The sequence below is a fragment of the Myroides sp. LJL115 genome (assembly GCF_054871665.1).
On record NZ_JBTXLS010000062.1, the window covers coordinates 1 to 13966 of the forward strand.

A 13966-nucleotide genomic window follows, 5' to 3' on the forward strand; every position below is an offset into this window, starting at 1 on the left:
AACCTGTGAATTTTAAAAAACAGGTAAATATAAACAGAAAGAGGTAAACTATAAAAGCGATTGCTTTTAATAGTTTACCTCTTTACTTTAAGCTTCTATTTTAAAAAGGGACTTTTTCAGTGCCCTCCAAATCGGAAAGCCTTTTTTGTTTATTCGTATTTTTTTTGAAATTCCCTAGGTGTTATTCCCTCTTGTTTTTTAAACACTTTTGAGAAATAGGAATAATCTTCGTAACCTAAATCTAAAGCTATAGCTGCTAAACTTTTCTCACTATAGATTAGTTCTCTTTTTGCCTCTAATATTAAACGTTCTAAGATAATCTGAGTAGTAGTCTTATTGATTAATGTTCTGCAAATCCTATTCAAATGTTTTTGAGTCATATTTAATCGCTGGGCATATTGTTGAGCAAACTTATCTTCTCGAAAATAAATTTCCACCATATTTTCAAATTCTATAAAATGAGTATAATATACATTGTTAGAACTTTCCTTATACTGTTTCCCTTGCAAAATGGTTCGATTACAACTTATATAAAAAATACTGATCCAATTCACAAGCATTAAATGATCCCTCCATAACCCTAAAGAAAACTCTTTTATCATATTTTGAAATATCATTTTAAGCTCTTGCATTTGCTCTTCTTGACTTACAAATCCATAAGAACAGTATAAAGAACTGAAAACGGGATATTCTCTCACGCTATTTCTAACAAAATACACATCTAAGAAATCTTGGGTATGAAACATAACATATCCATCAATATCTTTAGATAAATCCCAACTATGCATTTGACCAGGACCTAACATAAAAACACTTCCAGGAGTTATATCATAAGTGGTAAAATCTATAGTATGGGTTCCGCTACCTTGAGTAAAAAACAAACATACATAAAAGTTATGCCTATGTGGCTTTTGCAGATGCGCATGATTATTAGCAAGATGGTTGACAATTGTATCTACATAAAAACCTTGATCTAAGGAATTTTTTGCTAAGTCATCTAATTTAAAAACTTTAATATGCCCCATATGTGTATAAAAATTATGAGAGTAAATATAGCAACTTTAAAATCGAATAAACTTTACAAATACGGAAACTATCATCGTATTATTAAAATTAGTACCTTTAACAGATGTAATATCTCTTATTAGAAATGATGAAACTAAAATATTTTTTCCTAGTAGGTACCTGTTCTCTATTAGGAGCTTGTAGTAATCCAAAACAACAAAATAACTTAGCACATTTAGATAAAACCTCAGCAAGAGAGGTTAGTTTAAGTACAGTGGTCAAAGGAGATAGTATCTACCATATTACTTCTCAAACCATTTGGGCAAATGACCAAGTTATTTTGACTAAATCCGACACTATAAAAACATTAAAGGAAATATCAGATTGGAATGCTAATAAACCTACTTCTTTAGTAAACCTACCTATTTTCGTAACCGTGCAATAATCAAATATGAAAAGAAAAAGTAGTAAAACTGTATCTCTAATTTTAATTACTGCCACCTTAGCTTCTTGTTCTACAAAAGAACCTGAACAAAGCCAAGTACAACGCGTTTATATGCGCGCAGATCAAAGTGCACCTTATCAAGAAGTAACCGAGCAATACCAACAAGGTCGCTCCTATGGTACAGGTTCAATGGGTAGCGCATTATTATGGTATATGGCATTTCGCCCATTAATGTCTCAAGGAGGCCGAGCTATGGGATATACATCATCAGGATTATCTTCTTCAAGCAATATTGGAAATAACAACCAAAAAGGCCAAGTCGCAAAGACAGTACAACGTGGAGGTTTTGGTAACACAGCTAATGTAAAAACAGCGGCATCTTAAAACCCTTATGAAAATAAAACAACTTACACCAGATCCTCAGTGGAAAACCCAACTGGAAACATTAGGTTTTGGGTATCACACCGATAACGAGTTAACCTATTGGGTAGAGGACTACTATTTTAGCATACAAGAGCATTTTGCTGATAAAGTATACCAGGCTACTGCTCAAGTATGGGAAATGTGTCTAGAAGCTGTACAATATGTAATAGACAACAATCTATTTGAAGATTTTAAAATACCTCGTTACATAGTAGATCATATAAAGCAAAGCTGGGAAAATGAAACTCCTAGCATTTATGGGAGATTTGACTTTGCATATGATCCAAACACCCAAGAATTAAAAGTATTGGAATTCAATGCAGATACACCTACATCTTTATTTGAAACAGCTGTAGTACAATGGCATTGGATGCAAAAATACTTTAAAAAAGATGTGGATCAATTCAATTCAGTTCATGAACAATTAATCCAAACATGGAGCCAGATCAAACCATTCCTTAAAGGAAACACCCTACACTTTAGTTGTCTAAAACAAACCTTAGAGGATCTAACTAATGTAGAGTATTTAAGAGATTGCGCAATGCAAGCAGGAATAAACACCAAATTAATCTATGTAGATGATATTGGATGGGATGGCGAAAACTTTGTAGACTTAGAGGATCAAGTCATCACCGACATTTTTAAACTTTACCCATGGGAGTGGTTAGTGTATGAGCCCTTCTCTGTACATATTCCAACAGACTCTCAACAGGCAAATTGGATTGAACCCTCTTGGAAGATGATACTTTCTAACAAGGCTATTTTACCTGTTTTATGGAAGTTATTTCCAAATCATCCTTTATTACTTGAAGCATATTTCGACCCTAAAGGACATATGAAAGATTTTGTAAAAAAACCTTTACTATCGCGCGAAGGTGCCAATATTACGATATATAAGCAGGGGACTATCTTTCAACAAACCCAAGGAGAGTATGGCCAACAAGGTTATATCTACCAAAGTTTAGCAAATACTATAGAGCAACCAACAGGTTTTACCATTATTGGTAGCTGGTTAGTTGGTCAAGAACCATGTGGAATAACCTTTAGAGAAAGTGATCAATTAATCACTACAGATAAAAGTAGATTTATACCCCATATTATTGAATAATCCCATGACCCATTATCTTGTATAATGGGTTAATTTTTTTCTTATGAGTGAAGATTTTATATACGACAAAACGTTTGAAAACCAACATCTTGAAATAAATAGCATAAGTTTCAAAGAGTTTGAAAATTGTAAATTCATTGGTTGTGACTTTACAGAATGTTCTTTTTTATCGGCAATTTTTATCGATTGTGAGTTTTCCAATTGTAATTTTAAGGATGCTCAAATTAATTATGTAGGACTCAGAACATGCGATTTTGCGAATTGTAATTTTACACGAGTAAACTTCGCTATGATAGACCAAACAATTTTTGAGTTTAATTTTTTTAACTGTAATCTAGAATTCACCCAGTTCTACAATCTTAAATTAAAAAACATTTCCTTTATTAATTGTAGCTTAATTAGTGCTGATTTTATGCAGTGCGATTTAACCCAAGCCCTGTTTGAAAACTGTAATTTACATAGAGCAGTTTTTACCAAAGCAAAAGCAGAACAAGCAGATTTTTATTCCAGTTATAATTACGACATTGATCCTAGTAGTACAAAACTAAAAAAAGCTATTTTTTCTAAAGATGGTTTAGAAGGTCTTTTACTAAAACACCAATTAATAATCAAGTAATTCCTAAAAAATACGTTTTTTCAACATAATTTACGTATTTTTAGAGAGTATATTCCTATTCTAAAAGCCTACCAATGAAGCTAACTACCAAACAACGTACCTTAGGGATCTTTATTTTAGCCCTTATTTTACTTTACCTATTTGGTCAAAGTCTTCTAAACGCGTACTTACATAGAGAATTACCTAAAATTATTGCCCAAAAGAATGACACTCCTTACAACTTAGAGTATAAAAAGGTGGAATTCATTATTGCACTGGGTAAATTAAGTCTTTCAGAGGTATCTATTACCCCAAAAGACAAGCATGTACCTGATTCCCTAAGTCATTTTTATGGTCAAATTAAGCAAATTTCTATTCAAGGAGTAGATTATTTTGAATTGATTAAAAACCATAATATAAAAGCTTCTAAAATCACTTTAAACACCCCAGATTTCCAAGTTACCAAAGCTAAAGGAGATATCATTACTTCTAAGAAGCATAACAAAGTAACCAATAGTGTAGATATCCATGAAATTAGAATTAAAAATGCTCATGTCCGCATAGAGGATATAGGTCAAACAAGTCCAATGGTAGAGATCTTTAATTTTAATGCACAAGTAAATCAAGTAGAGTTTTCACAACAAACCAAAAACAAACCTATTCCATTTACGTATAAAGATTATACCTTAGAAGCGGATTCAGTTTATGCCAGTTTAAATGAGCACTTAAAATTACACTTAGGTTCAACAAAGGTAACTACAGATGATTTAGTAATGGACTATGCGAAGATCAAACCTATCGGATATAATCAATATACCAATGATAATATTCTTCGCTTAGACCTTCCAGATATAAAGTTATCCAAAATAGATTGGGGATATGATAATGAAAATATTTTCTACTTAACAATTGGCCAAATTTCAACGCCTTCAGCTAAGTTAGATATCTTACAGCACAAAATAAAAACACAGCAACAAATGCAGGAAGAGGCAAAAAAAATTCTTCCTACATTGATTCCATTTAATCTTTCTATTGAGCAAATTGCAATAAACAATCTTTATTTTAACTCCTTAGATACTTGGAAAACAAGCGGAGCAACTATATTGCTTAATAACATTAAAAATACTATTAACCAAAAACTACATCTACAAAGTATTCAATTAAACGATGCTGCTATTTCTCATTTCCCAAAGCAAACATTTAATTCTCCTTCTGTCAAATTAAAACAAATCACCGATCATATACTAATCGATTCTTTTGCTATTAACAATGCTAACTTAATTGTAAAACACTCTGACTTACCACAAAACACTTTAGAGATTAATAGTATTAACTCCTTAGTACGAAATATAGTTATAGACCCAAAAACTACTTTAAAAAAAGTACCTTTTTCCTATAGCACTCAACACCTAACAACCAAAAAAGTACATTATAACACTAATAAAACGTATGACCTGTATTTAGAATCTATATCTCTTAATGACACAGAATTACGCCTTGCTAACTTTTTAATGAAACCAAAGTATTCAAGAGCTAAGATTGTAAAGGATAACAAAACTGCAGTCGATATTTATAACGTGCAGGCCAATGATATAAAGTTAGCTAATTATCAATGGCACTTTGATCAAAAGGGAGTTTTCAATTTACAGAGTAAACAATTAGTTGCATCAAGAGTGAATGCCAATATCTACAGGGATAAGACTCCCCCACATGATACAATATATAAACCCCTATTTAGTCAGTCCCTACGCGAGCTAAACTTCGGACTCCAAATCGATAATACACAAATTGTCCAGTCTACTTTAGAATACGAGGAATATGATGAAAAAGCAGTTGCACCTGGAAAGCTAACTTTCTCCAATTTCTACGCTAATATTGATCATATATATAGTGGTTATGGTCAAAGTAACATACCTGACACTTATATTCGAGTAGATGCACGCTTTATGAATGCAGCCCCATTAGTAGTAAACTGGAAATTTAATGTACTTAACAAACAAGACCAATTCAATATAAATGGTACAATTAAAGGTTTTCCTAGTGATGCAATGGATCCCTTTATCCAACCTTATATTAAAGCATCCACGAGTGGTAGACTTGATTTAGTAGAGTTTAATTTCACAGGAAATAATGAATATGCCACTGGACAATTCGCCATGGATTACAATAATTTAAAAGTTACTCTTTATCAAAAAGACGGAAAAATAAAACGAAATTTCCTCTCTGCAGTAGGTAATTTATTTATACGAAAAAACACCAAAGGTAAGGTGATAACAAAAGATATTCGAGAGGTAAAACGAACCAAAGAAAAGTCTTTTTTTAATTACCTTTGGTTATGCGTACTGCAAGGATTAAAGCAAACTATATTATAATAATCAACTATGAAAACTGTATTAATTACTGGAGCTAGCTCTGGAATTGGCAAAGCTACTGCCATGGAATTGGCTAAAGATTTTCGCCTTATTTTATGCGGTAGAAGACAGCAAAATCTTTTAGAATTAGAAGAAGAACTAAAAAAAATTACCCAAGTATTTACTTTAGTATTTGATGTAAGAGACAAAAAAGAAGTCTTTGAGAAAATTAATACTTTACCACAAGAATGGAAAAGTATTGATATCTTAATTAACAATGCGGGAAATGCACATGGACTAGCTAGTTTTCAGCAAGCAGATCTACAAGATTTAGAAGATATGATTGATATCAACGTCAAGGGATTAATCTATGTAACAAAAGCTGTCTTACCTCATTTATTAGAAAGCACCTCAGCTCACATTATAAACCTTTCCTCTATAGCAGGAAAACAAACCTATGGAAATGCCGCGGTATATTGCGCTAGTAAAGCAGCTGTAGAAGCTCTTTCTCAAGGTATGAGAATTGACCTACTGCAACAAGGGGTAAAAGTAACAAATGTTGCACCAGGAGCTGTTAATACAGAGTTTTCTTTAATTCGTTTTAAAGGAGATCAACAAAAAGCAGATAACGTATATGCTGGATTTGATCCTTTATCAGCTCAAGATATTGCCCAAACAATTGCTTATGCATTAAAGCAGCCAGATCATGTTCAAATAGCAGATATAACTATACTACCTAAAGCCCAAGCTAACGCTAGTAGTATTCATAGAAAATAAATACGACCGATTTTATCTTAACACATACATGAATATACCATTAACAATTCTAGGATTAATAGGATTGTACAGCTTGAATGTTCAAGCTCACAAAACAGAGCTAAAATCTTTTATAGAAATAAACTCTCTATTGGAAAGAAAAGACACTTTATATATCGACCTAAATAAAGATGTAGATTTTCAATTCGAAAACAACTTACAATGGTTCCAAGATAATAAGCTTGCCCTTTTTGGTATTAAAACAAAACAAGGAGAATTATTTATGGAACCGATGTTCTCCCAAATTGAATCCTTTAGCAATGGAGTTTCTATTGTTACTTTTGACAATCTTCAAGGGGCGATAAATCAAAAAGGAGAGATTGTGATTCCTTTTCAATACCAAGAATTACAAAGTAGCTCTCAAAATAGAATTGCTTTTTTTGAACTTGGACAATGGGGCTTTTTCAATACTAGAGGACAAATAGTAATCCCACCTAGTTTTGATTATGTCAGTGAATTTAACCAAGGACTTTGTTTAGTTTCCTTGAATAATAAATTTGGGTATATCAACACTAATGGTGCAACTATAATTCCTTTAATTTACGATTATGCAAGTGATTTTGAAGATGACCAAGCTTTCGTTCAAATTAAAAATGCCTCCTTTACTATTGATACTAAAGGACGAAAAATAGCAGAATAAAAAAGGGACTGTCTCATATTGACAGCCCCTTTTTTGTTTAATATCGTATTTTACTTAGTATAATTTAATTATTTAATCTGAAGTATAAACTATAGCTAATAAATTACTTCCCACAGCGAAGTAACCTTTATGAGATAGCCTCTTTTTTTATTACTTACTTTTGAATTTAAACCCTAAATTAAACCATGCTTTAGGCAGAGGCACTACACCAGCCTCAATATAGGTAGTATTAGTAAAGTTTTGCACATCTAAATAAATGTCATAAGTAGGTTTTGTAAAACTAACTTTAAAGTTATTTACCCAATAGCTTTTATAACTTAATCTTTGTTTGTATCCTGAGCTAAGGGTAAAGTGCCAGTCCCCTACATTTGAGCCTAACCTAGCCATAGCCTGATGCTTCAAACTTTCTAAAACATATTTACTTTCTACACCTTGGATATCTCCAATTATACTAGGGTCTAAATAGGTATAAGACAATCCAATATACCATTTTACTAGTGGTTTATCGAAGCGGTATTTACCATCTAAATTAACTCCAAGAGTTTTGTTATTTCCTATATTAAAAGTTTGGTATGGAAAATCCTGACTTTCCCTAACCCAGTCAATAAAATTAGATATATCTCTATAGAATAAAAAACCAGAAGCTTCAAAGGATTTATACTCATATTTACTTCCTAACTCTAATTGGTAGGATTTTTCAGGTTGCACCTGTGGATTTCCGATATTTCCAGGACGCTGATCTAAGTATAAATCCGTAAAGGTTGGCAAACGAGTCGCACTTCCAACATTAGCCATCACTCTCCAATTGTCCTTGATAAAATAAGCTAAATCAAGTCCAGGATAAAATTGCCAACCATAATTACTAGTATAATTAACATATCCCCCAGTATTAAGCTGTAACCTGTCCCATACAAAGGTGCTATAATCCAAAAATATACCATAGTTATTTTTATGGTGATTCCCTATATTGGTAGAATTTATTTGATCATATTGCAGTTGTGTACCTAAGTGAATACTTCCCTTATCTAATAAATACTCCATTTGCATTGCAATTTGCACAGAGGTATTATAATGTCTACTTCTTGCAGTATTTAAATCATGCTTATAAAAACGATAATCATCAAAGTTATAACGGATTCCAACGCTAGGAGTAAAGCTTAACTTATCGGAAAGGTAATTCTTTGCCTTAATATGCAAAATACTTGTTTGTACCACCTCCTGGGACTCCTTATCCGATGGCCAAGCATAAAATCCATTTGCACCAAATTTACTTTTAGCATAGCCTGCTAAAACTTGAATAGAATTTTTGGAATTGACTAAGAAGTTTCCTTGATAAAAAAGTTTATCATTATTGAAGTCTGTATTATACCTACTTCCATTACCAAAATCATGACTCGCAGACAATAAGTGACTCGATTTTTTCTTTGCAATACTTGCACCAAATTGAACCCCCGTATTATAGTATAAATCCGCATCTTCTTGCTCCTGTTGCCTAGTAAAATTACTTCCAATTACAGCAGAAGCGAACAACATGGATTCTTTTGGTGTTTTAGTTACAATGTTAATTACACCTGTTAAACTATTGGCTCCGTACAAACGAGCCGCTGGTCCCTTTATAATTTCAATTCTTTGCACTAAATCTAAACTAACAGGCATATTTAAGCTGTTATGACCTGTTTGTGCATCAGATATACTTTGCCCATTAATTAAAAGTATACTTTGATCAAAACTTCCTCCATCAATACTAATATCACTCTGACTTCCAAAGGGCCCTCTGCTACGAATATCTACACCAGAAACATAAGAAAGAACCTCTGCAATATTCTTAGCAGGCAACTCTTTTATATCTTGAGCTGTTATTATACTTACATTTTTATTCTTCAAACCATTGTGAGCTTGCAAGGAGGTGTCATAGATAACAATTTCTTCTAACTGATCAGGATTGGAAATATTTTGTCCATAAAAAACAAAAGGACTGCATATAGATGCAAAGCCGAAAAAAAAACGGCTAAAAAGACTAATTTTCATATTTTAAATATTACTGTTTACTATAGCTAATTCTAAGAGCTATAAAACTGTGACAAAACTACTTAGGGTTTAACAATGGGCTATAGGCCAGTTTAATAATATGCAATAGTCCAGATATGGTTTCCTGAATTGGAGAGAAGTTTTACAAAACATCCAAGGTTTTACAAATAATAATGCGTATTTTTAACAGTAGTGTATTTATTTTAATAGTGAAATCCCATGAAATATATAAGTTTCCTTTTTTTAATTCTACTTTCTACTTTTGCTTGTACTTCTAAGAAAAAGCAACAAATGCGCATTGTGTTCAAAGATGCCGTTGCAGATACATTAGTTGTAGAACCTATTGATGCTGTTGAAAAAACAGTGGAGATAGACTCTCTATATTTACAAGGATATGATCAGGCTATCCAAGAATTCTATGCTTTAAATAATTTTAAAACAGCTTGGGGCGACTCAAAAGATAGACAAGATTTACTACAAGTTATTGCCGATATTAAATACGATGGAATCCAATCATCCATCTTTGATTCCTCTACTCTATCTAATTACGACCAACAATACACAACATTAGCAGATTCTGTTCTAGTGCAGGCAGATATTGCCTATACTACTACTTTTAATAAATTAACGCAAAGCTTATTCAATGGTATACTAGATCCACGAAAGTTATATAATGATTGGGATTTAGAATACCATCAAATCAATACAGCTGCAACCCTTATTTTAGTATTAGATAACACAGCTGTACTCCAAGCATTTGACTCAATACGACCTCGCCATAAACAATATGGAAGATATCGCGATAAATTAAAACAATACTATGCCTTACAAGATACCTCTTTGTCTTTGCTAGATAGCCTACCAGAGCCGGGTAAAGACTACCAAGAGTTAATAGGTTTAAAAGAAAACTTACATTTTCTAGGATATTGGCCAGACTCAATAGGAATTAATCCGCACTATAATAAAGCATTACAACAAAGTTTAGAGCAATTCCAACAGGCTCATAAATTACCAAAAAATGATTATATTGATTCGAAGGCTATTGAAGCTCTTGAAAAAGAGAAACAACAACTATTTGAAAAGCTAATTGTAAATTTAGAACGCTTTAGATGGTTTCCACGAAAATATGGAAAGGACTATATTTTGGTAAATATTCCTGACTTCACTTTAGTAAGTGTTGCTAATCTAGATACTATACAAAAGCACAATGTAATTGTAGGAACCCCAAGAAGAAACACACCGATTCTAAGTTCTACCCTAACAACTGTAGTACTTAATCCCACATGGACCATTCCTCCTACTATTTTAAAGAATGATATAGTTCCAAAGGCTAAAAGGAATTCGAATTATTTTAATTCAATGAACTTTACCATCTATCAAAATTCAACTGGTAAAGTAGTAGAGCCTTCACAATGGGATGCTAGTAGGTATAATTCATATAGGTATGTTCAAAAAGGAGGGCCTGGAAATACACTAGGAAGAGTGAAGTTTATGTTTAAAAACAATCACTCTGTTTATTTACATGATACTCCGAATAAAACTTATTTTGACAAACAAGTTAGGGACATGAGTTCGGGCTGTGTTAGAGTGCAAAATCCATTTGATTTAGTGGAGTTTATTTTTGAATTACAAGATAATGATATTTCTAAACAGGATATAGACAAGATACTAAGCTCGGAAAAGACCACCAATATTAGTGTTTCAAAAAACCCTATTGGCGTATACTTATTATACTGGACTTTAAACTTAGATAAGAAACTTTATCCTACCGTAATCCACGATATATATAATTACGATAACGTCTTGTATAAAAAATTAATCAGTAAATAAAAAGAGTAGATAAACCACTTCGGTTTATCTACTCTTTTTATTTATTTATGTATTATTATTGTCTACTACTATACAAATGTAGTTTTGTTTTGATATTGTGCACTATCATGGTAAATAAACAAACAAGATTTATCTTTTATTAAATCGATTAACTCTTTATTTACCTCAACAGGAACCGCAGGGCATCCAAAGCTACGACCTAATCTTCCTTGGGCTTTGATTATACTTTCAGAAGCATACTTGGCTCCATGAATAACAATAGCTCTTTTTCGCGCATTGTCATTAATACCTTTCTCTACTCCATCTAATCGCAAAGACAATCCATTAATTCCATGATAAACCTCAGCAGTTTTATAAAACCCTAAACTACTCATATGGGATTCTAGGGCATTGGAAAAAGTGGAAGCAAACTCCTGCCCCGTCTTCATTCCATGAGCCACATAGGACTGTAGAACAATTTCATACTTATCCATATCAATAACCCAAAGTCTTTTTTTAGTAGAGGAAGCACTAAAATCAACTATGGTTAATTTGTTATTCAATATTTCTCCCTTTTCTTGCAAATAGAAATAGCCTTTCAAGGCCTGGTAAAAAATTTGCTGTGCAGGTGCATCAAAATAATTAGTAGTAAGAGAGGTGTATATTTGGCTTGCTTCTAACTCAAAACGCTCTTCCTTACTCAATACATTTATCTCTTTAGTCTCACTTTTTATATTTTCTAATACCTTAGTCTCTTCAAATTCTCTCTTATCTAAAGAAGTTAAACTAGCCTTTAATCCTGCCCCGGTCAACACACAGGCTACAACCCCTATGGCAAAAAACATTTTATTCATTACTTACTAATTTATAGGGAGTTAAACCAAAATTTAAAAAAAGTAAAAATATAAAAAAAAATTAAGTCACCTGTACTTTTATCGTTTTTTTACAACTAACTAATTGATTTTAATACTCCTAAGTGAGTTTTTTTTCAACACATAGTGAACTTACTCAATAAAAAACAACAAATCTCTGTGCTGCAATAGATAAATTCCATTACTAATGAGTAATTTTGCATAACACAACTAATTTTTTTTAAGACTATGAATAAAAAAGTAATCTTAATGATTTTGGATGGTTGGGGACAAACCCAAGATCCAAAAGTATCTGCAATAGAATTTGCTAAAACACCATATATTGATTCTTTATATAAAAACTACCCACATACTACTGTTCTAACAGATGGTTTAAATGTAGGATTGCCAGAAGGACAAATGGGTAATTCAGAAGTAGGCCATATGAATCTTGGAGCCGGACGAATAGTATACCAAGATTTAGTTAAAATCAATATGGCGGTAGAGAATAATACTTTAGCAGAAGAACCTGCATTAAAAGAAGCTTTTAAATATGCTAAGCAAAACAATAAAAAAGTGCACTTTTTAGGTTTGCTTTCTGATGGAGGAGTACACTCTCATGAAAAACATCTATATGGATTAATCAATGCAGCTCATAACCAAGGAGTAAAAGATCTGTTTGTACATGCCTTTACTGATGGAAGAGACGTAGATCCTAAGTCTGGACTAAATCATGTGAAAAATCTTTTAGAACAAAGCCAAGGAAAAGCTCAACTTGCAAGTATCATTGGAAGATATTATGCCATGGATAGAGACAAACGTTGGGAAAGAGTAGCAAAAGCATATAATCTACTTGTACATGGAGATGGTCAAAAGAGTACAGATGCTTTAAAGTCTATAGAAAAAAGCTACCAAGACAAGATTACTGATGAGTTCTTAGAGCCTCTTATAATGGTAGACCAACAACAAAATCCTATTGCAACTATCTCCCCAGAAGATGTAGTAATATTTTTCAACTTTAGAACAGACAGAGGTAGAGAACTAACGCAAGTTCTAACGCAAGAAGATTTCCCTGAGTATAATATGAGTAAGCTGCCTTTATACATGGTTACTCTTACTAATTATGATCCCACTTTTGAAAAAATACACGTAGTGTACAATAAAAGCAATATTACCAATACACTAGGAGAAGTACTTGAAAAACATAATAAAAAACAAATCAGAATAGCTGAAACAGAAAAGTACCCACATGTAACTTTCTTTTTCTCAGGAGGTAGAGAAAAACCTTTCGATAAAGAGCATCGCATTTTATGTCCTTCTCCAAAAGTAGCAACTTATGATTTACAACCTGAAATGAGTGCTTTTGAACTAAAAGATGCATTGATTCCAGAGCTAGATAAACAAGAAGTTGATTTTGTATGCTTGAACTTTGCCAATGGAGATATGGTTGGGCATACTGGAGATATGCAAGCAGCTATTAAAGCTTGTCAAGCCGTAGACCAATGTGTGGAACAAGTAGTGGATACAGCATTGAAGAACAACTATACCGTTTTAGTGCTTGCTGACCACGGTAACTGTGAAACAATGATTAACCCAGATGGAACTCCAAATACAGCGCACACTACTAACCCAGTACCAATGATATTAGTGGATAAGGATATTAAACAAATCCACAGTGGTGTTCTAGGGGATGTAGCTCCAACTATATTAGAATTAATGGGAGTAGAACAACCTTCTGATATGACAGGAAAATCACTACTTTAAATGTAATCGAGTAGGAGGCTGAAGATTATTTCTTCAGCCGACCTCTCACACCACCTGGCATACGGATCCGTACCAAGGCGGTTCTTAACTTTACGATACTTTTAAGTAGATGTCATGTATAGAAGTATAGC

12 protein-coding genes are annotated in these 13966 nt (G+C 32.7%); 9 read left to right on the forward strand and 3 right to left on the reverse strand.

Annotated features, from left to right (window positions below):
- Positions 1 to 149: 149 nt before the first annotated feature.
- Positions 150 to 1025, reverse strand: coding sequence for a helix-turn-helix domain-containing protein (locus ACYSNX_RS12045; protein WP_461754919.1), 876 nt, complete (start codon positions 1023 to 1025; stop codon positions 150 to 152).
- 125 nt (positions 1026 to 1150) lie between these two features.
- Between ACYSNX_RS12045 and ACYSNX_RS12050 the strand changes: the two genes are divergently transcribed.
- The 7 genes from ACYSNX_RS12050 to ACYSNX_RS12080 all read left to right on the forward strand — a co-directional run bounded on the left by ACYSNX_RS12050 (position 1151) and on the right by ACYSNX_RS12080 (position 7383).
- Positions 1151 to 1450 (forward strand): hypothetical protein, encoded by a 300-nt coding sequence (locus tag ACYSNX_RS12050; protein WP_461754920.1) that lies wholly within the window; start codon positions 1151 to 1153, stop codon positions 1448 to 1450.
- Positions 1451 to 1456: 6 nt separating this feature from the next.
- Positions 1457 to 1834, forward strand: a complete 378-nt coding sequence (locus ACYSNX_RS12055) for a hypothetical protein (RefSeq protein WP_461754921.1) — start codon at positions 1457 to 1459, stop codon at positions 1832 to 1834.
- A gap of 7 nt (positions 1835 to 1841) precedes the next feature.
- A complete protein-coding gene (locus tag ACYSNX_RS12060; protein WP_461754922.1) occupies positions 1842 to 2981 on the forward strand; it encodes a glutathionylspermidine synthase family protein in 1140 nt (379 codons plus the stop codon).
- 43 nt (positions 2982 to 3024) lie between these two features.
- Positions 3025 to 3597 carry a pentapeptide repeat-containing protein gene (locus ACYSNX_RS12065; RefSeq protein ID WP_461754923.1) on the forward strand — a complete coding sequence of 191 codons (573 nt, stop codon included), beginning with the start codon at positions 3025 to 3027 and terminating at the stop codon, positions 3595 to 3597.
- Positions 3598 to 3671: 74 nt separating this feature from the next.
- Positions 3672 to 5948 carry an AsmA family protein gene (locus ACYSNX_RS12070; protein WP_461754924.1) on the forward strand — a complete coding sequence of 759 codons (2277 nt, stop codon included), beginning with the start codon at positions 3672 to 3674 and terminating at the stop codon, positions 5946 to 5948.
- A 9-nt stretch (positions 5949 to 5957) separates the two neighbouring features.
- Complete coding sequence (locus ACYSNX_RS12075) at positions 5958 to 6704, forward strand: SDR family NAD(P)-dependent oxidoreductase (protein WP_461754925.1); 747 nt, start codon at positions 5958 to 5960, stop codon at positions 6702 to 6704.
- Positions 6705 to 6732: 28 nt separating this feature from the next.
- Complete coding sequence (locus ACYSNX_RS12080; RefSeq protein ID WP_461754926.1) at positions 6733 to 7383, forward strand: WG repeat-containing protein; 651 nt, start codon at positions 6733 to 6735, stop codon at positions 7381 to 7383.
- Positions 7384 to 7533: 150 nt separating this feature from the next.
- Here the strand turns inward: ACYSNX_RS12080 and ACYSNX_RS12085 are convergent, their stop codons facing one another.
- The gene (locus ACYSNX_RS12085; protein WP_461754927.1) at positions 7534 to 9411 is read right to left on the reverse strand and encodes a TonB-dependent receptor plug domain-containing protein; all 1878 of its coding nucleotides are present in this window, start codon (positions 9409 to 9411) and stop codon (positions 7534 to 7536) included.
- Between the two features lie 219 nt (positions 9412 to 9630).
- Between ACYSNX_RS12085 and ACYSNX_RS12090 the strand changes: the two genes are divergently transcribed.
- Positions 9631 to 11241, forward strand: coding sequence for a L,D-transpeptidase family protein (locus ACYSNX_RS12090; protein ID WP_461754928.1), 1611 nt, complete (start codon positions 9631 to 9633; stop codon positions 11239 to 11241).
- Positions 11242 to 11309: 68 nt separating this feature from the next.
- Here the strand turns inward: ACYSNX_RS12090 and ACYSNX_RS12095 are convergent, their stop codons facing one another.
- Entirely contained in the window at positions 11310 to 12074 is a 765-nt protein-coding gene (locus ACYSNX_RS12095) for a murein L,D-transpeptidase catalytic domain family protein (protein ID WP_461754929.1), read from the reverse strand.
- A 246-nt stretch (positions 12075 to 12320) separates the two neighbouring features.
- Between ACYSNX_RS12095 and gpmI the strand changes: the two genes are divergently transcribed.
- Positions 12321 to 13835, forward strand: a complete 1515-nt coding sequence (gpmI, locus tag ACYSNX_RS12100; RefSeq protein WP_461754930.1) for a 2,3-bisphosphoglycerate-independent phosphoglycerate mutase — start codon at positions 12321 to 12323, stop codon at positions 13833 to 13835.
- The last annotated feature ends 131 nt before the right edge of the window (positions 13836 to 13966 follow it).